The sequence below is a fragment of the Arthrobacter sp. ZGTC131 genome (assembly GCF_002929275.1).
GTDB lineage: Bacteria > Actinomycetota > Actinomycetes > Actinomycetales > Micrococcaceae > Arthrobacter.
In genome coordinates, this window is record NZ_PJIK01000006.1 from 81,083 (window position 1) to 100,205 (window position 19,123).

A 19,123-nucleotide genomic window follows, 5' to 3' on the forward strand; every position below is an offset into this window, starting at 1 on the left:
GTGCAAGCCGAAAAGTACAAGGGTTCGCCGGTAGCGCTGGTGATACTCGGCCTGCTTGTAGCGGCCATCGCCGGATCGATGGGGACAATGGTGCAGAAGGTCTACTCAACAGCGGTGGCCAACCGGCCAAAACCTGTCGAGACGCTGCCGGCGACCTGCATCGAGGCTCTTAGCCTGGCCGATTGAACCCGTAAGCCCACGTCCAGCCAGTACGCCATGGACAGTAGGGCGCGTTGCCCTCGAAGGGCGGCCCAACAGCCCAACTTGAGAGGAATAAACTTGCACTACCGAAAGTCGCTGGCGGCGACAGCACTGCTGCTAAGCACCGCAGCCTTTACAGGGTGCGGGGCAGGGCCTTCTTCGGCCCCTTCTGAATCACCCACGCCGACAAAGACCATGCCCCCTAATGGGCAGCACTACAGCTCGGTGGGGGCCCTGAAGGATGCGTTTGTTGAGGTCGGCGGCGAATGCTCAACGTACAACGAAGGTAACTCCGTTACTCTCGCCGCAGAGTCGGCAACGTGCGGGGAGGACACCGTCCTCTCTATCTATTCCTCGTCGTCCGACAAGGACCAGGTGGTTGCTAACTTGAAGCAATTTTCAGACATGATCGGACTGAATATCCTTGTCGGTGAAAATTGGATAGTTAACAACAAAAACGTTGCCTCCCTGCAGCCTGAGCTCGGCGGCACGCTGGTGACGCGCGAAGCAAAGAAGTAGCAAGAGGGAGGGCGGCGGCCAACTGTGACGCCGCCCGCTGCTGGTCGCGAGATGATCACGCCACCGTGGCGTGGCGTGATGCTGAGAGCACGGACGTTTCTCCCGGGACTCTACCGCTCATGAAGTATGGAGATGTCCTGAAAATGTCTTGGTCACGGGTCATTTTGAGTTAACTCGGGGCTAGAGAAAAACCTTGACTAAACCAAGGGAATTCTTGAGCCAACAATTCCAACTTGAGCTATATGCTCCTACTCAAAAGGCTCGTCTGCGCACGGAGTGCTGACCCTGCCTTGGTTGATAGGGGACAAACATGAAGCGGTACAACCCTCCGAGTAATTGGCCCACTCCGCCGAACGGATGGCAGCCACCGCGTGACTGGCAGCCCGACCCTAGCTGGGGGCCACCGCCACATGACCATCAATTCTGGGTCGATGGGCCACTGCAGCCCCCGCCCCCGGAGCAGCGCGGAAAAGCTGTCACGATTACCGCTCTCGTTCTTGCTGGAGTCGCCCTGCTACTCTGCTGGATCCCTATCGTCAACAATGCGGTATTCTTCCTTGGTTTGATCGCCGTTATTCTTGCCATCATCGCTCTGGTTATCACACTTCGGGGACGCTCAACGATGCGGGGGATGGCCATAGCCTCGCTGATTGTTGGCGTTCTTTCGCTTGTCGGGGTGCTTTCCACCCAAGCCCTCTACGCCTCTGTACTGGATGGAGTCTCGGATGCGGTCGGAGGAACCAACGAGAATGGGTATAACACCGGCGGAACATCAGCGTCGAAGTCTTCGTCCGGATCAAATACCACTGTGGCCCCGACACCTAGCGTGATCGCTGGCTCAGCAAGCCAGCCGCTGGCTCCAGGCACGGCTGCCGCTGTGGGGGATGAATACCAGGTCGCCGTTACTTCGGTGAAGTTGGACGCCAATGCCGAAGTGCTGGCTGCCAATCAGTTCAATGACGCGCCAACGGGTCAATACGTTCTCGTGCAGTTGAGCGTTACTTACGTCGGAGCCAAAGAGGGCAACCCTTGGATCGACTTATCGGAGACCTTCGTTGGCACAGATGCCAGACAGTACGACGCATCCGACTGCGGTGCTGTCGTTGACCAAGGAGTCATGGACGTTCCCACCCTGGAGAAGGGTGGCAAGGCCTCCTATCAGCTCTGCATGGACGTGCCGACGGCCGCTATTGAAGGAGGCAAAATTTTTCTCCAGCGGAGCATTTCCTTCAACGACAAGTCACGCGTTTATTGGACGATTCGGTAGACCAAACACTGGGGCAGCAAGGTCGCTATCGGTGAACGAGTCTGATGTGGTGTTGCTGCTGGACGCCTTCGGTTGGATCCGTGAGAACGTGACCGCCACTTTTGAAGGGGTGGACGACGAAATTCTGTCCGTCGGCCCCGCGGGCGCGCCGGAGGCAGCGTTAGTCAGCCAAATGTGGCTTAAGTCCCGCCCTCCGTCAGGCCCATGAACATGGTCCGGTGCAGGATGTCCACGTGCTTGCGGGCGATCTCCACGGCTTCGCCGCCGTCGCCGGCGCGCAGGGCCGCCGCGAGCGCGACGTGGTCGCGGTTTGATTTGTGCAGCAGCTGGATCGGGTAGGGGATGAAGTAGGCATAGAGCTCAGCGAGCGTTCGTGGTAAACCTCGACGGCGGTCCCCAGCCCGGACGCCGTGCCCACCAGCTGGTGGAACTGCTCGTCCGCCTGGTGGTAGTCGGACCAGTCCGTGGATTCGGCCATGTCATGGGTCAGCCGGTCGAGCTCATCCAGTTGTTCGGCAGTGGCATTGACGGCCGCGTAGTGCGTCACAGCACATTCGAACAACAGCCTCCGGTCCACCAGGCGGTTCACTGCCTGGGATTCGGCCGGTGATGCGGAGAGTTTCGCCAGCACGCTCCGCGGCGGCTCGTCGGCCACGAAGGTTCCGCCCGCACGGCCCCGGCGGCGCACCACCACGCCCTGTTCGGCCAGGCTCGCCAGCGCGCGGCGGGCCCGGAGGTCTTGATTACTCACGTCGCCAGGGTCAGCAGCTTCCCGTCCGTCACGGCCTGGCGGGAGAGCGTCTTGTAGCCCTCCTGTTCGAACAGCACGGTGATCACGTCCTCCTCGTGCCGCATCACGATGCCCGTGCCGCCGGTTCAGCGGGCCACACCGTCGGCAGGTCCAGGTGGGGAGCGGGCGGCCACTACCAAGGCTGCAGCGAATCGATCCGCCACCAGCGCGTCGGCCGTGACGTTTCGACCGCCCGGCCCGCCGGCACGGCCAGTGCCGTCAGCGGCAGTCCCGCGTCCTCAAGTTCGGTACTGCGTCCTTGTTCTGTCACGCCTTACCCTCCCGCTCGCTGGTTCCCTTTCGTGTGAGCCTAGATGTGCTCACACGCCAGGACAGGACCTCTTTGCCGAACTGTGGTCATCCGCCGGGCGGCGTTTGGCCAAGATCAGTGGCAGCAGGGCTGCAGGAGAGGAGACAACGGCGGCCGCCTGCGATGCTTCGCCCGCGTCCCCGTAGCCCCAGTGCGCGAATATTGTCGGGATTCCGTGTTGGGCGGCTCCGGCGATGTCGTAGCTCCGGTCTCCGATCATTACGGGACTGGAGATGTCTATGCCTTCGGATTGAAGGCGGAGCAGCAATTCGGCAATGACCTCTGCCTTGCTCGCTCTTCCGTCGCGGTCGGACGCCCCGCAGATGTTGATGAAGTGGCCTTCGATGCCAAATCTTCGTGCGAGTCTTACCGCTTGATCTTCCACCTTGGATGTGGCCACAGCCATCGGAATGCCGGCCGAGTGCAGATGGTCAAGCAGTTCGATGATCCCGTCGTATGGGCTGGACTGTTCAGCGCCGTGGTCGGCGTATGCCTTGCGGTAGTGTTGGAGGGCCCTTTGGGCGGTTATGTCGTCCAACTGTGAGACAGTTCTGAAGGACTCGATCATCGGCGGGCCGACAAATTGCCGCAGTTTGTCCATCGCGGGGACCGGCGCGCCTACGGCTGCCAGGGCTCGGGCAGCACTTGCCGTAACGCCGGGTGCTGAATCCAGCAGCGTTCCGTCCATGTCGAACAGGACGCAGCTAATGCCACTTAGAGGTGGACGGTCTTGCTGCAGAAGTGTCATTTTTTCGAGTGCTTTCGGTCGTGGAGTTGGTTCGGTTCTGGGTGTGCCGGGGAAAATTTTGGTGTGAAGGGTAGGCATGGATCGAGTGAGTCTTGATCAGATAGACCAGAGGATTCTTGCGGAGCTAACGAAGAACGCTCGGATGAGCCACGCGGAGCTGGCGACCAAAGTCCTGCTGTCGAGGAATGCCGTGCGCCAACGGATCGAACGGATGGAACGGCAAGGGTATATCCAGGGGTACACGATCGTTGCCGGCCCACCGGGGCAGGGGTTGGTGTCCGCCTTCCTGATGGTTTACAGGAAGGACCGGGTGCGGGGGTCGGACGTCATCACCGTACTGCGGTCGATTCCGGAAGTGGTTTTGTGTGATGTTGTGAGCGGTGACTTTGATCTGCTGGTGAGGGTCGAGGCCCGCTCGCTGGAGAGGGTTCAGGAGATCTGGGAACAGATTGCGGCCATTCCCGGCGTCACGGACACGGTGACGGCCATGACGCTGTCCAGTTACATCAGGCGGGGCCCCGGAGGTGCCCGCGCCACCGAGTGAAGCGATCAGACTCCGGACAGGTCCGCACTTCCGGCGGGCAGCACAGCGAGGAACTGGAGGGAGCGCACGGCGCCGCCGCGCCCCCTCCGGTTCAATCAGTTCCTGATGCAGATGACCTTTGGCTGGGTCATCTCCTCATACGCGAAATGGACGCCCTCCCTGCCCATGCTTCCGTACTTGGCCCCGCCGAACGGCATGCCGTCGAAGCGGTAATCAGAGGAGTCGTTGATCATGACGCCGCCTGCTTCGAGCTGTTGGGCTGCGTCCATGGCCCTGGCCAGGGAGTCGGTGAAGATGCCCGCATGAAGACTGAACTCGATGGCGTTGGCGACTTCGATGGCCTCTTCGAACGTGCTGAACTGGCGGAACATGACCACGGGCCCGAAAACCTCCTGCTTCCACAGCCGGCTGTCCGTCGGGACCGCTTCCAGGACGGTCGGGTGAAGCACATTGCCGTCCGTGACATTGCCTGAAAGAAGGACAGCGCCGGCGCCGAGGGCCTCGTCCAGCTTGGTTTGGAGCTCATGCAGCGCAGCCGGGCTGATCATGGGCCCGACGTCCGTCCGTTCATCTGAAGGATCTCCAACAACCAGCCTGTCCGCCGCCTCCAGGAAGCGCCGGCGGAACGCGCCGTAGACCGGGGCGGCTATGAGAATCCGCTGCACCCCCACGCAGTTCTGGCCGGCGGCCCAAAATGCTCCGGAGACGCAGGATTCCACCGCCTTTTCGATGTCGGCATCGTCCAGGACGATCACGGGTGCGTTTCCGCCGAGATCCATGGACAGCTTCTTCAAGCCCGCCGTGCGGGCGATGCTTTCACCCGTGGAGAACCCCCCGGTGAAGGACACCATTCGTACGTCGTCCCTGGACCTGATTATTGTTTCGGCCACTTCCCGGCCGCCGTGGACAATTGTGAGGGCCTCCGGCGGGAGCCCCGAGCTCACGAGGGCGTCCGCGAGCTGCTGGGCTGACAGCGGCGTCAGCGCAGAGGGTTTGAGAATCACGGAGTTTCCTCCGGCGATTGCCGGGCCGATCTTGTGCGCCACCAGGTTGAGGGGGTCGTTGAACGGGGTGATCGCGGCAATGATGCCCAGTGGTTCGCGCGAGTACCACCCGGTGCGGTCCTCTGAGCCTTCATAGGAGTCGAAGGGGATGACTTCGCCTGCGTTCCGGCGCGCTTCGGCAGCGGACAGGCGGAGCGTGTTGACCGCCCGCAGCACTTCCTTCCGTGCCTGGCGGATCGTCTTCCCGGCCTCGGACACAATCGTAAGCGCGAACTCCTCGCTGCGCTGCTCGATCTCCGTTGCGGCACCGTCCAGGATCTTCCCGCGTGCGGCGCGGGACAGGGCCCATGCCTTCCGGGCGCCGACGCGGGCCGTTTCAATCACGGCTTCGCCGGCGGTGGCATCGGTCAGCGAAACCGCGCCGACCACCCTGCCGTCGTAGGGGCTCGTCACGTCACGGAACTGTGGCAGCGCGGTTTCTGCCGAAGAGAGCGTGGATTCAGGCATTTGCGGATACCTCCGTCCTGGCTACGTGAATTGCGATGATGTCAGAGAGCAGCGCGTAGGCGGTCTCCACGCGCCCGGCTCCTGGTCCGGAGATGGCTACTGAGCCCAGAAGATCGGTCTCGAAGGACACGGCATTGGTCGCGCCGGCAACCCCGGCCAGCCCATGATCAAGGGGGAGCGCTACAGGGGATACGCCTGCAGTCACGGACCCGTCCGGATTCCGTCGTGCCGCGCCGACGAGCTTCCAGCGGCGCCCCGCGTGGGCTGCCTTCCGAATATCTTCCGGCGTCACGGTCGAAATCCCCTGCCGATGAACGTCCTTGAACTCTATGCCGGCATCCAGCAGTTCGTTGGCGAGGATGAGGACCTTGAGCTGAACGTCGTAGCCCTCGATGTCGGCTGCGGGGTTTGCTTCGGCGTAGCCGAGTTCCTGCGCCTCCCTGATGGCCGCGCCGAAGTCCAGGCCGGCTTCCATCCGCCCGAGCACATAATTACTGGTGCCGTTGAGAATGCCTTCAAATCCGTTTAGTTCCAGCCCTGCGAACATCTTCTTGGCCAGGCGGATGACGGGAGTGCCGCTCATGACGGCGCCCTCGAACTCGAAGTGCACGCCCTTCTGTTCGGCAAGGGAGCTCAGCTCGGCGCCGCGGAGGGCAACCGGGCCCTTGTTTGTGGTGCAGACGCTCTTGCCGGATTCGAGTGCCCAGCGCACATGTGAAACTGCCGGCTCGCCGTCTTCGGGATTAGTGAAGGTGGCCTCGCAAATGATGTCCGCTGGGCAGTTGCGGATCACGGATTCGTTGTTGGTGTCGGCGGATCCGCCGTACGCTGCAAAGGTTTCATTTTCGCCGCCCAGTTTGAGGGCAACGGAGAGGTCCACGCCTTCGGGCTGGACCAGGGATCCGAGACGCAGGTCGGTGATGGCCACGATCCGCAGGCCGAAGCCCAGTTCGGAACGAAGTCTCTCACCACGCGTCGCGATCAGTTCGGCCAGCGTCCTGTTGACGCCGCCGAAGCCGATCAGCGCAATGTCGTAGGTGGTCATGGTGCTCCTTCAGTCAGTTACATCTGTCCTCCAATGCTGACCGCATTCCATGTCTGTCAGCGCATGTGATTGTGACCGAAAAGCAGGGCGAACTGACCATCCGCCTGTCGATTCGTCATTCACGCCGGAACGTAACTTACGTTCAACATAGACATGTGAAGATGTTTTTAATGACCAAAACGGCCGTCTCGTGTTACTTTCATCACTGTCGCTACTGCGCAGCTCGAGTCGGCTTGACCCACGCCAGGCCACGTGCGCATCCTTCGCATCACACCTGCCACTCACCTGGGAGAAACCATGGAAACGTCATTACCTGTCCAGCTCGAACCGCAGCCAACCATTCCGCCGTCGACCGATTCGGGTCTCCGGCGGTCCATGGGGGGCCGGCATCTGGTCATGATCGCCATGGGCGGGGTGATCGGCTCCGGGCTTTTCCTGAGCTCGGGGTACACCATTTCCCAGGCCGGGCCGCTTGGGGCGGTCATCGCGTATCTCATTGGCGCCTTTGTTGTGTACCTGGTGATGGCCTGCCTCGGTGAACTTGCCATCGCTTATCCGGTCTCAGGGGCCTTCCATATCTACGCGGCGAGGTCGATCGGGCCGGCCACCGGGTTCACCACCGCCTGGCTCTACTGGCTCTGCTGGGCGGTGGCCATCGGATCGGAGTTCACGGCTTCCGGTCTCCTGATGCAGCGCTGGTTCCCGGGTGTTGACGTCTGGGTCTGGTGCCTTATCTTCGCCTCGGTCCTCTTCGGCTTCAACGCGGTTTCTTCGAAATTCTTCGGCGAATCTGAGTTCTGGTTTGCCATCGTCAAGGTCGGCGCCATCGTGGTTCTCATCGTTTTCGGCGGCGCGGCGCTGTTCGGCTTCCACCCGCTCAGCGAGGCGGCCAACCATCCCAGCATGTTTGAAAACTTCAACACTTCCGGCGGTCTCTTCCCCAACGGCTTCACGGGTGTCCTGGTCACTGCGCTTGCGGTGTTCTACGCCTTCTCGGGTTCAGAGCTCATCGGTGTGGCGGCGGGCGAAACCGCTGACCCGGCCACCAGTATCCCCAAAGCGATGCGCAGCACCGTCATCCGTCTGCTGATCTTCTTCGTCGGGGCAATCGCTGTCATTGCCGCCACCATCCCCTTCGAGCAGGTTGGGCTGGATGAGAGCCCGTTCGTGACGGTCTTCTCATCCATCGGCATTCCTTATGCCGCAGACTTCATGAACTTCGTCATCATCACCGCGCTCCTTTCGGCCGGTAACAGCGGCCTCTTCTCCTGCGCACGGATGCTTTACTCCCTTGCCGACGAGGGGCACGCGCCCCGGGCGCTGAAGAAGCTGACCCGGCGCGGTATTCCCATGACTGCACTCTCCGTCAGCATGCTCGGTGGCCTGGCATCCCTCATAAGCAGCGTCGTTGCACCTGAAACGGTATATCTGGCTCTCGTATCGGTGGCGGGTTTCGCCGTCGTCGGGGTCTGGATGTCCATCACCGCCTCGCATTTCTTCCACAGGAGATCCTTCGTCAAGAACGGCGGTGATGTCGCTGCGCTTCCCTACAAGGCCCCGCTGTTCCCGCTGGTGCCGATCCTGGCCTTCTCGCTCTGTGTCATCTCGCTCATCGGCATCGCCTATGACCCGAACCAGGTGGCAGCGCTCTATTTCGGATTCACTTTCGTTGGCGCCTGCTATGCCTTCTTTTACTTCAAGTACGGACGCAAGGCGCGCGCAAACCAGCCCTCCTGACGCCGTCACAAACTATCGTCCACGTAGCTTGGTGGCGGGAGGCTTTCGTCCCCCGCCACCAAGCTCGGCGTTCTGCGGGGACATGTGAGAATAGGCGTAGTTATCAGGCGGAAGGAGCACGGAGCATGGATTCTTCCTCGGAAGCGTCATCCATGGCCCAAGGCCTTCGGATAGTTCGGCTGGTCGCAGACCGGGAGAAGTGGGGAAGGCGGCTACTCGGCGTTTCCCAGATCGCATCCGAGCTGGAGATGGACCAAAGCCGTGTCTCCCGGTTGACTCAGGAATTGTGCGAGCTGGGACTGCTGGAACGGGTCGAACGCGGGCCATTCCGGACCGGTCCACGTTTTTTTAGCCTGGCTGCCGCTTTGAATACAGGCTGGGTCCGCGAATCAAGAACCGAACTTGAGGCTTTGGTGGCCTCGTTCGGCCTTAGATCCAGACTTTCCGTCCGGGAGGGCTTCCGCGTCATTCTCCTGCGGACCTCCAGCAATGACGCGGTTCCCGGCGGCTTCGTGAAACCCGGCATGGTGACACCCGTGTGGTGCACCGGGTCCGGCCGGGCCCTGCTGTGGGACGAGGAGCAGCCAGCCGTTGAGGCCCTCCTTGCGGACGTCAACTTCATTGGCGTGGGCGGTCCGGGGGCGGCCCATTCGCTGCAGGAAGTCGTCGAATTGATGGACCGGGACCGGGCGCGGGGCTTCATTGTCGCGGAGGAAGAGTTCGAGCATGGAGTCTACGAACTGGCAGTTCCGGTCCGCACTGCCGACGGTTCCGTTCTTGCAGCGCTCAGCGTCCTGGGCGGCCGGGCCGAGATCATGTCCGGCGCAGATGACATTGCGAAGGCCCTGCGGGAAGCAGCCCAACGGCTGGGCTCCTGCCAGGGCGGCGCGCGGAACAGCGCTGGCCGGAAGGGTCTTGCCAGCTAAGGCACATTCTTCGGCGGGACCTCACCCAGCATGGACTCAAGCCACCTTCCCCAGGACACGAGAGCCGTGGCGCATGCCTCCAACCTCGGCTGCAGGCGGGTCTTGGCGCCTACGACCTGCAGCGCTGCCACCACGTCGCCCTTGAAGTCCCGAATCGGAACGGCCAGGGAATACAGCCCCGGCTCGGCTTCCTCGTCGACGATGGAGTATCCCCGCGCCCGGGCCGCGCGTAGTCGTGACAGGAAGTCTTCCGCGTCAAGGGGCGTATTGGGGCCATGGCGCACGAAAGCGACACCGGAGAAAAGGGTCCGGACCTCGTCGTCGGACGCTTCCCACAGCAGTGCCTGGCCGGCATCGCTGCAGTAGGCCGGATAGGGCCGGCCCAGCCATGAACCGATCATGTTGCTACTTGCCGGAACATGCTCACCGATGGTGACGGTGCTGTCTCCGCTCAGAATTCCAAGGAAGCATCCTTCATCAGTTTCACGGGCCAAGCCTGCCAGCGCGGTGGCGCCGTCGGTCTGCAACCGTTGTTCGGACAACAGCTGCGCGTCCGTCAGGAGCGACCAGTCGACGGTGTAGGTCCGGTGGTCTTTGCGGACCAGAAACCCCTCCTGCTGGGCCGTCCGCAGGCTGCGCGCTACCTGGCTGCGGTCCTTGCCCAGGTCGGTTGCTATATCAGCGACCGTTCCGCCAGGCAGGCCTTCTGCGTTGCGGGAGCCCACCGCTAGGACAGCCATAATTCCCCGGCCCATGCTGGATGTCTTAGACATGGGTCCGATTCTAGTCACTGGAGGAACGCCTCCTAATGGATGGCGAAGACCCGGGCAGGAAAACCGCTGCCCCGCAGTGGCTTGGGCCAAGTGGCAATGAGGGCAGCGCCCGCTTCTGGAAGTCCGTCCAGGTTCGCCATCAGCTCGATCTGCCACCGGTTCTGTGCCAGGACGTAGGTCTCCAGAGTGAAATCCTGGCGGGATGTGGCCAGTCCCGGGTCTGTGTCCGTCTGCTCATGACCGACGGCGGTAACCGACCGCTCCTCAACCAGGAAGGAGAGGACTTCCTGCGACCAGCCCGGTGTGTGGCTGACACCGTGCTGGTCCCTGTTTGCCATGGCGGCAGCGTCAGGCCAACGGTCACTCCAGCCTGTCCGCAATGCCACAAAGGCCCCGGGTGGGATGGCACCATTGCGGTGTTCCCAGGCACGGACGTCCTCCATCTGGGGAGTGGCGTCCGCATTAGCGATGACGCGCTCGGTGATATCCAAGACGACCAGCGGAAGGACCATCTCCTCCACCGGAATCTGGTCCAGGGTCTTTCCTCCTGAGATGAAATGCGAGGGAGGATCAACGTGTGTTCCCCATTGTCCGATGATCGAGTAGCGGTGAGCGGTGAAACCGTCACCTTTCTCCAGATCGAAGACGGGCTCCCTGATTTCGTCGGGGAATGCCGGGAAGTGTGGCTGGCCGGGGTGGAAGGCGTGCGTCAGGTCAGTGAATGATCTGCCGGCAATCAGCGTGTGCAGGCCGTCCCAAAGGGCGGTTGTGGTGACTTGAGTCATGACGTGGCCTGGCTTTCAACCAATGCAGGAAGGGCAGTGTTGGAAACGCCGATTGGCCCTGTCAGCTCAATGACGGGTACCTCCCAAGGGTGGATATCCACGATGTGCTGCAGGAGGCGTTCCACGGCATCGTCGTCGAGCGCAGCATCGAAATACGTCGTCAAGACTAGGGTCGGCGAAATTGTCTGCTGACCAACCTGCCCCAACGTAGGATTGGCGCCTTCAGCGCAAGTGAACCCCTCAAAACCCAAACCGGATTCGAAGACATGCCGGTAGTTGCCAAAGTCCCCCAGGTCAGGGGATTCCGCGACAGCGTCGAGCAGGGCCGCAATGCCCGCTTCGTCTTTAAATGCTCCTGCGTCGCCGCTGGCGAGCCGCGAGAAGGTTTCTGGAGCTACGGGCCAATGCACACGCAGCTTGCGTACTGGTTTCATTTCAATCTTCAAGGGAAGTCTCCTGATCGGTTCGTAACGTGTTTGCATGCCATCGTGGCACGGTGTGATGATCATTACAAGCATTGAAAAATGCTTATTATGAACATAGCCATCGTGCATAGGACGTGCACCGTTCCCGACAGCCATGGACGAACGAACCGCTTGGAGCCCAAACAATGCCCAGCAACACCAAGCTCTCCCGCATGCTTGAGGCCGGAGCGAACCTGACCGTGGACGGCGCACTTGCCACCGAGCTGGAAGCGCACGGCTGCGATCTGAACGACCCCTTGTGGTCGGCCAAAGTCCTCCTGGAACAGCCGCAGCTCGTCAAGCGCGTGCACCGCGATTACTTCCGCGCCGGAGCCGCGGTCGCGATCACGGCGAGCTATCAGGCAACACCCCAGGGATTTGCGCGGCGCGGCATTGGCGAAGAAGAGGCCCTGGAGCTGGTGGCATTGAGTGTCCGCCTGGCCGACGAGGCTCGCAGCGAGCACCTGGCCGAAAACCCGGGTGGAGGCCCCCTGCTGATTGCAGGATCGGTCGGTCCGTACGGCGCATACCTGGCCGATGGGTCGGAATACCGGGGAGACTACTTCCTCAGCCGAAAAGAGTTCATGGAGTTCCACCGGCCGCGAATTGCCGCGCTGGTGGACGCCGGAGCGGACTTTCTTGCTTGTGAGACGCTGCCGTCCTTGCCGGAGGCCGAGGCCCTGATGGCACTCATGAAAGAGTTCGACGTCGATGGCTGGCTCTCCTTCACGCTGCGGGACGGAGGGCACATCAGCGACGGCACACCGCTGGCTCAGGTGGCAAAGCTCTCCAGGGCGCAGCCGTCCGTCGTGGCCATTGGCGTGAACTGTGTGCCGCTGGAGCTGGTTTCCCCAGCCCTGGGCGCCCTGGGCAAAGCCACGGACACGCCCCTGATCGCGTATCCAAATTCTGGCGAAATCTACGACGCGGTCACCAAAAAGTGGCGGCCGGCCGCGTCCGGGGACGCATCTGGGGGAGCCGGTAACAAGCAGCCCGCAAGCCTGGCCGAAGGAGCCGCCGTCTGGCGTGAACTTGGTGCCCGGCTCCTCGGCGGGTGCTGCCGGACCACCCCCGAGGACATTGCCGCCGTGGCAAGGCTTACGGGAAATCCCTGACGGCTGGCTGCCTCAGCAGGCCGGCACCCCCGCATCCGCGGGTCCGTCGCTAGGCCGGATCCAGAGGTTGCGTGGGGCTGACCAGGGGCGTCGAGCGAGACTTCGATACCGAGAATGCTGCGCGGGTGGGGTTACAAGGGAAGGACCTGTCACCGTCCCGGACCTTGTAGGGGCACTACCAGGGCCTCCGTCCGCGGGCTTTCCGCAGGCCGTTGTCAGTGCGCGGAAGTGGGCTTACGCTGTGCGCACGGCCCCATTCGGGGACCGTTCCAGGACCTGCCGGCGAGGGCGCCAGACGCGCCCGTGGGTGCCCGTGTCCCGGACATCGCGGAACAGGAAAAGACCATGACCAAAATATTTGTTTGAAGCCAATTATGTGGGCGAGGGAATCAAGGGGCTCATGCGTGAGGGCGGCACAGCCCGGCGTGCCGCGCTGACCGAGGCCCTCACTTCCGTGGGCGGCTCACTCGAAAGTTTCTACTACGCCTTCGGGGACACCGACGTCCTGGGCGTCTTCGATGTCCCCGACCCGGCCGGCGCCGCAGCCCTGTCGCTGATGATCAATTCGTCGGGCAACGTGAATGTGCGGCTGAAGCCGCTCCTGACGCCGGAAGAGATCGACGAGGCTGCCAAGAAGACGCCGTCATACCGGGCTCCGGGTCAGTAGGGGCAGGCCACTAGGCCGTGGCCGGCCCGCCTTATTTGGTGGACAGCCCGACGGCGTTGGCCCGCGCGGGCAGGTCCTGGACCCGCTGTCAGTGGCTGAGGATCTGCTCGCGGAGGATGTCTGCGTGCCCGCAGTGCTGGGCGAGCTCGCGCAGCATGTGCAGGTACACCCAGCGCAGCGGCAGCGGGCCCCGCCGATTCCCGTTGACAAAGTCGTCGAGGTGCAGCGCGGATGCCGCCCGGCGCGACGCCTCGCAGGCGTCGCGGTGGGCGGCCTGGATGCTGTCAATCGTGTCCTGGTCACTAAGGACGAATGACTCGTCCGGCGTGGCCGGGATGCCGATGTCTGCGCGGGAGCGGCAGGTGATCGCTTCGTCGAACCAGACCTTTTCCACGAAGGTCGCATGCTTGACCAGTCCCAGCAGCGTGGTCCGCGAGGGCACCAAAGTCCGGCGCGCCTGCTCCTCGGTCAGGCCGTCCAGGCAGGCATTGAGCCTGCTGCGGTGCTCATCGAGGAAGGCCTCGAACTGGATCCGCACCGGCTCGTTGATGACGTCCTCGGCGGAAGTGGCTGGAAGCGAAGGCATGCACGCAGTATGCCAAGGGGGCCGCGCGGCGGCAACGGATGGCACGGTCAGTGAGGGCCTCAAGTGTCCGTTCGCGCTGTCAGCCCCATGAACATCGTCCGGTGCAGGATGTCCACGTGCTTGCGGGCGATCTCCACGGCCTCGTCGCCGTGGCCAGCGCGCAGGGCCGCCACCAGTGCGACATGGTCGCAGTTTGATTTGTGCAGCAGCTCGATCGGGTAGGGGATGAAGTAGGCATATAGCTCTGCCAGCGTTTCGTGATAAGCCTCTACGGCGGTCCCCAGCCCCGACGCGGTGCCCACCAGCTGGTGGAACTGCTCGTCTGCCTGGTGGTAATCGGACCAGTCCGTGGATTCGGCCATGTCACGGGTCAGCTGGTCGAGCTCATCCAGCTGCTCGGCCGTGGCGTTGATGGCCGCGTAGTGCGTCACCGCGCATTCGAAGAGCAGCCTCCGGTCCACCAGCCGGTTCACGGCCTGGGATTCGGCCGGCGACGCCGAGAGTTCGGCCAGCACGTTCCGCGGCGGCTCGTCGGCCACGAACGTTCCGCCGCCGCGGCCGCGGCGGCGGACCACGACGCCCTGTTCCGCCAGGCTCGCCAGCGCGCGGCGGGCGGTGATCGGGCTGACGGACAGGCCCAAGGCCACGTCCTCCTGGTCGGGCAGGCGTTCGCCGGGTTTGAGCAGCCCCAGCGAAATCGCCATGCCGATCCGCAGCCGGACGGCATCGATGGCGCTGCGGCGGTCGATGCCGGCCAGCCTGCCGGCGCCGATCGGTGAGGTGTCGGCGGTGTCCTCCAACTGACGGGTCATATCCGCTACTTTACGGCCCAATCCCGCCTCTTCCCATAATTGGATCATTCTGATCTAATATAGTGCAGATCACATCCCCAACGTGGAGAACACCATGCAGCGCACCCTTCCCCTCATCGCGGCCCAGGCCCGGCCCCGCCTCATCGGCGAACCCGTCTCGGCGTTCGCGGAGGAGGTCACAGCCGCCCTCGCCGTCCAGCCGCACAGCACGCTGGTCGTCTTCCCGGAGCTGCACCTGTTCGGCGATTCCGACCCCGACCAGCAGCGCACCGAAATGCTCCAAGCCTCCGCTGAGCCGCTGGACGGCCCGCGGGTCAAGGAGCTCCGGCAGCTTGCCGCGGACCTGGGCATCTGGCTGGTCCCGGGCAGCGTGTGCGAGCGCGGCCCGGAGGGGCAGCTGTTCAACACTCAGTTGGTCCTGTCCCCGGAAGGGGAGCTCTCCGGCTACTACCGGAAGGTCTTCCCGTGGCGCCCGTTCGAGCCCTACGACCCCGGCGACCGGTTCACCACCGTGGACCTGGCCGGCGTCGGCAGGGTGGGCCTGAACATCTGCTACGACGCGTGGTTCCCGGAGGTCTCCCGCCAGCTTGCCTGGATGGGCGCCGAGGTGATCCTGAACGTCGTCAAAACCACGACGCCGGACCGCCGGCAGGAGCTGGTGCTGGCCAAGGCCAACGCCATCGTGAACCAGGTCTTCGTGGTCAGCGTCAACTGCGCCGGTCCCACCGGCAAGGGCCTGAGCATCATCGTCGACCCCGAGGGCAACACCCTGGCCGAGGCCCCCGACGACGCGCCGGTGCTGCTCACCGCGGAACTGGACCTTGCCGCCGTCGAGCACGTCAGGACGCACGGCACCGAAAACCTCAACCGCCCCTGGTCCCAGTTCCGCGACGGCGAAGATGCCGTCGAACTGCCCGTGTACCAGGGCCGGATCAGCCCGGACACCTGGGCTCCCCAGACCTTCAACGCTTAAGGAACCACCCGTGACAACTACACCCACCCTGACCCGCACGCTGAGGCTGCCCTCGCTGGTCCTGTTCGGCCTGGCGTACCTGACCCCGCTGATTGTGCTGGGAATCTTCGGCATCATCGCCGAAACCACCGGCGGGGCGTCGCCGGCCGCCTACCTGGTGGCCATGGTCGCCATGCTGTTCACGGCGCACAGCTACGGCCGGATGGCCATCGCGTACCCCGTGGCCGGTTCCGCCTACACCTACGTCCGCCGCTCCATCGATCCGAGGGTCGGGTTCCTGGTGGGCTGGGCCATCCTGCTGGACTACCTCTTCCTGCCCATGGTCATCTGGCTCATCGGCGGCTCCTACCTGACCGCGCAGTTCCCCGGAATCCCCATCGGAGTCTGGATCGTGGGCTTCATCCTCATCACCACCATGCTGAATATCCTGGGCATCAAGGTGGCGGATAAGGCCAACTACGTATTGATGGCCTTCCAGCTGCTGGTCATCGTGTTCTTCGTGGCGCTGTCCATCGGCAACGTGGTGTCCACCTCCGGCGCCGGCGGCCTGGCCAGCACCCAGCCGTTCTTCAACGACACCTCCAGCATCGCCACCATCTCCGCCGGTGCGGCCATCGCCGCGTACTCGTTCCTCGGGTTCGACGCCGTCACCACCCTCACCGAGGAGACCATCAACCCGCGCAAGAACATGCCGCGCGCCATCATGCTCATCGCCCTGATCGGCGGCGGCATCTTCGTGACCGTCTCCTACGTAACCCAACTGGTCCACCCCGGCGGCGTGTTCGAGGACTCGGCCTCCGCGGCCAGCTTCATCGCCTTGCAGATCGGCGGGCAGCTGTTCGGTGCCGTGTTCCTCGCCGGCCTGGTGGTGGCGCAGTTCGCCTCCGGCCTCGCCGCGCAGGCCAGCGCCTCCCGCCTGCTGTACGCCATGGGCCGGGACTCGGTCCTGCCCAAGGCGTTCTTCGGCCGGCTCAGCGCCAAGTTCCACACCCCGGTGGTCAACCTGATCGTCACCGGCATCATCGGCCTGATCGCGATCTTCCTGGACGTGGCCACCTCCACCTCGTTCATCAACTTCGGCGCCTTCACCGCCTTCACCCTGGTCAACGCCTCCGTGGTCTTCCACTACGTGCGCCAGCGCCGGGCCGGGAACCAGCTGAACCCGGTGTCCTACGTGGCGGTCCCGGTGATCGGCGCCATCATCTGCGCCTACCTGCTCTCACAGCTGGACAGCAACGCCATTACGCTGGGAGTGTCCTGGCTGGTGCTGGGCGTGGTGGTCCTGGCCCTGATCACGCGCGGCTTCAGGGCGGCGCCACCGGAAATGACGGCCACAGAAAAGGCGACGGTGGAGGCGGCCGCCTGAGTTTGGGCCGCCGGCTGACCACAGGGAAGGAAGAACCGTGAGGATAGCGCTCGGGCAGCTGGAGTCGGGCACCGACATCCGGGCCAACCTGGCCGCGGTCGACCGGTTCGCCGGCGAGGCTGCCCGCGACGGCGCCGCGCTGGTCGCCTTCCCGGAATACGCCACGTACGAGAAGAAGACGGTGGACGCGACGTTCCCCGAGGTGGCCGAGCCGCTGGACGGTCCCGTCTGCCGGGAACTCGCCGGCACCGCCCGCCGCCACCGCATCGCGCTGGTGGCGGGCGTGGTGGAAACGTCGGAGGATCCGGGCAAGGCGTATAATACCCTGGTGGCGTTCGGGCCCGACGGCGGCAGGCTCGCCGTCTACCGGAAGATCCACCTCTTCGACGCGCAGGGCTTCGGTGAGTCGACGTTCATCAAACCGGGCCCGTCCACCAACCCCGTGGTGTTCGAGTCCGGGGGAGCGCGGTTCGGCCTGATGACCTGCTACGACCTGCGGTTCCCGGAGCTGGCCAGGTCACTGGCCGACGCCGGTGCCGAGGTCCTGTTGGTTTGCTCGTCGTGGGTGCCGGGAACCCACAAGACGGAGCAGTGGCTGGCGCTGAACGCTGCGCGAGCCATTGAGAACAGCGTGTACGTGGCGGGAGTGTGCCAGGCCCCGCCGGTCTCCGTGGGCCGCAGCGTCCTGGTGGATCCAATGGGGTTCACCGAGACCGACCTGGGCCTTGAACCGGGGGTGCAGACGGTGGAGATCTCGCTTGCGACAGTGGCGCGGGTAAAGGAGCAATTCCCGATGTTCCGGCAGCGGCGGCTGCCGCAGCCCTGACTGGCTTCCACGACTGCCACCAAGAGGCGGGGCCCACAAAGCAGGAGTGCTGCGGCGGCGCCAGTAACCGCGGAGCGATGTTTCTGCCGGGCCGCTAGCTAAGAGGCGGGATCGGCGTCACGTTTCGTCGGCCGGTACCCGGCAAGTTCGGCGCGGATGTCGCCCTCCTCGTGCCCGCCCTTCTTCTTGCCGAACGGCAGCGCTTTGAGCAGCGGATGCACGATAGCCATGACGACGATGCCCCAGGCGAGTCCGATGACTGCCGAGCACAACGTGTTCACGAGCCAGGCCAGGAAGCCGCCAACCACCGCGATCCCCTCGAAGGGGTGCTCGAGGACATGGACCAGGTCATACGGACCGTGCCAGCCGAGGTCATAGGCCCCCTGCAGCATGATGTGGCCGCCAACCCACAGCATGGCGATCGTTCCGATGAAGGTTATCCCGGCCAGCACGGCGGGCATCCCCTTGACGAGCAGCTCGCCGAAGCGCTTGGAGCCTGCGGAATCTTTAGCGGCCAGGTGCATCCCGATGTCGTCCATCTTGACGATGAGAGCGACGGCACCATACACGGCCACCGTAATCACGAGGGCCACGACCACCAGGATGATCGCCCGTGACAGCAAGGAATCCTGGGCCACCTCGTTCATCGAGATGACCATGATCTCGCAGGACAGGATGAAGTCGGTGGTGATGGCGCCTTTGATGACCTTGGCCTCGGCCTCCGGGCCGCGTTCAACCGCCGGTGCATCTTCCTCTGCGGTGTGGTGGCCACGGAGCTTGTGCCAGACCTTCTCGGCACCCTCGTAGCAAAGGTACGTGCCGCCCAGCATGAGGATGAACGGGATGGCCCATGGGACGAAGGCGCTGACGAGCAGCAGGGCCGGCAGGATGATCAGCAGTTTGTTCCGGAGCGAACCCCAGAAGATCCGCTTGATCATCGGCAGTTCGCGGGACGGGTCCGCCCCCGACACGTACTGCGGGGTAACGGCGGCGTCATCGATTACCACTCCGGCGGCCTTGGCCCCCGCTTTGGCCGCTCCGGCAGCGACGTCGTCCACCGAGGCGGCCGCTATGCGGGCCAGGGCTGCGACGTCATCCAGCAGGGCGACGAGACCGCCGCTCACAGATCGCCCCCGTGCTGCTCAAGGGTGGACGGCT

Annotated in this window: 22 protein-coding genes; 11 read left to right on the top strand and 11 right to left on the bottom strand. The window is 63.7% G+C overall.

All coding sequences use genetic code 11. The annotated features are described in order from the left end of the window. The 3 genes from CXQ90_RS09685 to CXQ90_RS22110 all read left to right on the top strand — a co-directional run bounded on the left by CXQ90_RS09685 (position 1) and on the right by CXQ90_RS22110 (position 1,987). Positions 1-186: a hypothetical protein gene (locus CXQ90_RS09685; RefSeq protein ID WP_104138751.1), complete on the top strand. Its 186-nt coding sequence runs from the start codon at positions 1-3 to the stop codon at positions 184-186. Between the two features lie 93 nt (positions 187-279). After that, entirely contained in the window at positions 280-720 is a 441-nt protein-coding gene (locus tag CXQ90_RS09690) for a hypothetical protein (protein ID WP_146068872.1), read from the top strand. 562 nt (positions 721-1,282) lie between these two features. Next, complete coding sequence (locus CXQ90_RS22110) at positions 1,283-1,987, top strand: hypothetical protein (RefSeq protein ID WP_146068873.1); 705 nt, start codon at positions 1,283-1,285, stop codon at positions 1,985-1,987. 196 nt (positions 1,988-2,183) lie between these two features. On the opposite strand, the gene CXQ90_RS09700 is transcribed toward CXQ90_RS22110, so the two are convergent. From CXQ90_RS09700 to CXQ90_RS09710, 3 genes are all read right to left on the bottom strand, one after another. After that, a complete protein-coding gene (locus tag CXQ90_RS09700) occupies positions 2,184-2,738 on the bottom strand; it encodes a FadR/GntR family transcriptional regulator (RefSeq protein ID WP_258064452.1) in 555 nt (184 codons plus the stop codon). A gap of 172 nt (positions 2,739-2,910) precedes the next feature. Continuing rightward, positions 2,911-3,048, bottom strand: a complete 138-nt coding sequence (locus CXQ90_RS09705; protein WP_258064453.1) for a hypothetical protein — start codon at positions 3,046-3,048, stop codon at positions 2,911-2,913. A gap of 49 nt (positions 3,049-3,097) precedes the next feature. Then, a complete protein-coding gene (locus CXQ90_RS09710; RefSeq protein WP_104138756.1) occupies positions 3,098-3,835 on the bottom strand; it encodes an HAD hydrolase-like protein in 738 nt (245 codons plus the stop codon). A 76-nt stretch (positions 3,836-3,911) separates the two neighbouring features. Between CXQ90_RS09710 and CXQ90_RS09715 the strand changes: the two genes are divergently transcribed. Continuing rightward, complete coding sequence (locus CXQ90_RS09715) at positions 3,912-4,379, top strand: Lrp/AsnC family transcriptional regulator (protein WP_104138757.1); 468 nt, start codon at positions 3,912-3,914, stop codon at positions 4,377-4,379. Between the two features lie 95 nt (positions 4,380-4,474). Here CXQ90_RS09715 and CXQ90_RS09720 read toward each other — a convergent pair whose 3' ends face one another. Together CXQ90_RS09720 and CXQ90_RS09725 are read right to left on the bottom strand one after the other, a co-directional pair. Then, positions 4,475-5,890: an aldehyde dehydrogenase family protein gene (locus CXQ90_RS09720; RefSeq protein WP_104138759.1), complete on the bottom strand. Its 1,416-nt coding sequence runs from the start codon at positions 5,888-5,890 to the stop codon at positions 4,475-4,477. Then, a complete protein-coding gene (locus CXQ90_RS09725) occupies positions 5,883-6,935 on the bottom strand; it encodes a homoserine dehydrogenase (RefSeq protein WP_104138760.1) in 1,053 nt (350 codons plus the stop codon). The genes CXQ90_RS09720 and CXQ90_RS09725 overlap by 8 nt, the downstream gene beginning before the upstream one ends. 297 nt (positions 6,936-7,232) lie before the next feature. On the opposite strand from CXQ90_RS09725, the gene CXQ90_RS09730 reads away from it, so the two are divergent. Together CXQ90_RS09730 and CXQ90_RS09735 are read left to right on the top strand one after the other, a co-directional pair. Next, on the top strand, positions 7,233-8,672 hold the full coding sequence (locus CXQ90_RS09730) for an amino acid permease (protein WP_104138762.1): 1,440 nt from the start codon (positions 7,233-7,235) through the stop codon (positions 8,670-8,672). A gap of 125 nt (positions 8,673-8,797) precedes the next feature. Next, complete coding sequence (locus CXQ90_RS09735) at positions 8,798-9,598, top strand: IclR family transcriptional regulator (RefSeq protein WP_104138763.1); 801 nt, start codon at positions 8,798-8,800, stop codon at positions 9,596-9,598. Here the strand turns inward: CXQ90_RS09735 and CXQ90_RS09740 are convergent. The 3 genes from CXQ90_RS09740 to CXQ90_RS09750 are packed head-to-tail and all read right to left on the bottom strand — an operon-like array spanning position 9,595 to position 11,602. Beyond that, the gene (locus CXQ90_RS09740) at positions 9,595-10,371 is read right to left on the bottom strand and encodes an IclR family transcriptional regulator (RefSeq protein WP_104138765.1); all 777 of its coding nucleotides are present in this window, start codon (positions 10,369-10,371) and stop codon (positions 9,595-9,597) included. The genes CXQ90_RS09735 and CXQ90_RS09740 overlap by 4 nt on opposite strands. 32 nt (positions 10,372-10,403) lie before the next feature. After that, a complete protein-coding gene (locus tag CXQ90_RS09745) occupies positions 10,404-11,156 on the bottom strand; it encodes a cyclase family protein (protein ID WP_104138766.1) in 753 nt (250 codons plus the stop codon). After that, positions 11,153-11,602, bottom strand: a complete 450-nt coding sequence (locus tag CXQ90_RS09750) for a hypothetical protein (protein WP_258064456.1) — start codon at positions 11,600-11,602, stop codon at positions 11,153-11,155. Before CXQ90_RS09750 ends, CXQ90_RS09745 begins: the two co-directional genes overlap by 4 nt. A gap of 164 nt (positions 11,603-11,766) precedes the next feature. Between CXQ90_RS09750 and mmuM the strand changes: the two genes are divergently transcribed. Both mmuM and CXQ90_RS09760 read left to right on the top strand, forming a co-directional pair. Further along, positions 11,767-12,735, top strand: a complete 969-nt coding sequence (mmuM, locus tag CXQ90_RS09755) for a homocysteine S-methyltransferase (protein WP_104138770.1) — start codon at positions 11,767-11,769, stop codon at positions 12,733-12,735. Positions 12,736-13,093: 358 nt separating this feature from the next. Then, positions 13,094-13,402 (top strand): GYD domain-containing protein, encoded by a 309-nt coding sequence (locus tag CXQ90_RS09760; protein ID WP_258064457.1) that lies wholly within the window; start codon positions 13,094-13,096, stop codon positions 13,400-13,402. An 88-nt stretch (positions 13,403-13,490) separates the two neighbouring features. On the opposite strand, the gene CXQ90_RS09765 is transcribed toward CXQ90_RS09760, so the two are convergent. After that, the gene (locus CXQ90_RS09765) at positions 13,491-13,988 is read right to left on the bottom strand and encodes a DinB family protein (RefSeq protein ID WP_104138771.1); all 498 of its coding nucleotides are present in this window, start codon (positions 13,986-13,988) and stop codon (positions 13,491-13,493) included. Positions 13,989-14,047: 59 nt separating this feature from the next. Beyond that, positions 14,048-14,800, bottom strand: coding sequence for a FadR/GntR family transcriptional regulator (locus CXQ90_RS09770; RefSeq protein WP_104138773.1), 753 nt, complete (start codon positions 14,798-14,800; stop codon positions 14,048-14,050). A gap of 94 nt (positions 14,801-14,894) precedes the next feature. Between CXQ90_RS09770 and CXQ90_RS09775 the strand changes: the two genes are divergently transcribed. From CXQ90_RS09775 to CXQ90_RS09785, 3 genes are read left to right on the top strand one after another with little or no spacing between them, the layout of a single operon-like run. Further along, entirely contained in the window at positions 14,895-15,773 is an 879-nt protein-coding gene (locus tag CXQ90_RS09775) for a carbon-nitrogen hydrolase family protein (RefSeq protein ID WP_104138774.1), read from the top strand. A 10-nt stretch (positions 15,774-15,783) separates the two neighbouring features. Continuing rightward, on the top strand, positions 15,784-17,139 hold the full coding sequence (locus CXQ90_RS09780) for an APC family permease (RefSeq protein ID WP_104138776.1): 1,356 nt from the start codon (positions 15,784-15,786) through the stop codon (positions 17,137-17,139). 37 nt (positions 17,140-17,176) lie between these two features. Further along, positions 17,177-17,965: a carbon-nitrogen hydrolase family protein gene (locus CXQ90_RS09785; RefSeq protein WP_104138777.1), complete on the top strand. Its 789-nt coding sequence runs from the start codon at positions 17,177-17,179 to the stop codon at positions 17,963-17,965. Positions 17,966-18,063: 98 nt separating this feature from the next. Here the strand turns inward: CXQ90_RS09785 and CXQ90_RS09790 are convergent, their stop codons facing one another. After that, positions 18,064-19,089 carry a DUF808 domain-containing protein gene (locus CXQ90_RS09790; protein WP_104138779.1) on the bottom strand — a complete coding sequence of 342 codons (1,026 nt, stop codon included), beginning with the start codon at positions 19,087-19,089 and terminating at the stop codon, positions 18,064-18,066. Positions 19,090-19,123: the final 34 nt, after the last annotated feature.

Coding starts and splice junctions, on each gene's coding strand:
- CXQ90_RS09775 (WP_104138774.1), top strand. CDS start 14,895: ATGCAGCGCACCCTTCCCCTCATCGCGGCCCAGGCCCGGCCCCGCCTC.
- CXQ90_RS09745 (WP_104138766.1), bottom strand. CDS start 11,156: ATGACTCAAGTCACCACAACCGCCCTTTGGGACGGCCTGCACACGCTG.
- CXQ90_RS09740 (WP_104138765.1), bottom strand. CDS start 10,371: ATGTCTAAGACATCCAGCATGGGCCGGGGAATTATGGCTGTCCTAGCG.
- CXQ90_RS09730 (WP_104138762.1), top strand. CDS start 7,233: ATGGAAACGTCATTACCTGTCCAGCTCGAACCGCAGCCAACCATTCCG.
- CXQ90_RS09710 (WP_104138756.1), bottom strand. CDS start 3,835: ATGACACTTCTGCAGCAAGACCGTCCACCTCTAAGTGGCATTAGCTGC.
- mmuM (WP_104138770.1), top strand. CDS start 11,767: ATGCCCAGCAACACCAAGCTCTCCCGCATGCTTGAGGCCGGAGCGAAC.
- CXQ90_RS09765 (WP_104138771.1), bottom strand. CDS start 13,988: ATGCCTTCGCTTCCAGCCACTTCCGCCGAGGACGTCATCAACGAGCCG.
- CXQ90_RS09770 (WP_104138773.1), bottom strand. CDS start 14,800: ATGACCCGTCAGTTGGAGGACACCGCCGACACCTCACCGATCGGCGCC.
- CXQ90_RS09725 (WP_104138760.1), bottom strand. CDS start 6,935: ATGACCACCTACGACATTGCGCTGATCGGCTTCGGCGGCGTCAACAGG.
- CXQ90_RS09735 (WP_104138763.1), top strand. CDS start 8,798: ATGGATTCTTCCTCGGAAGCGTCATCCATGGCCCAAGGCCTTCGGATA.
- CXQ90_RS09720 (WP_104138759.1), bottom strand. CDS start 5,890: ATGCCTGAATCCACGCTCTCTTCGGCAGAAACCGCGCTGCCACAGTTC.
- CXQ90_RS09715 (WP_104138757.1), top strand. CDS start 3,912: ATGGATCGAGTGAGTCTTGATCAGATAGACCAGAGGATTCTTGCGGAG.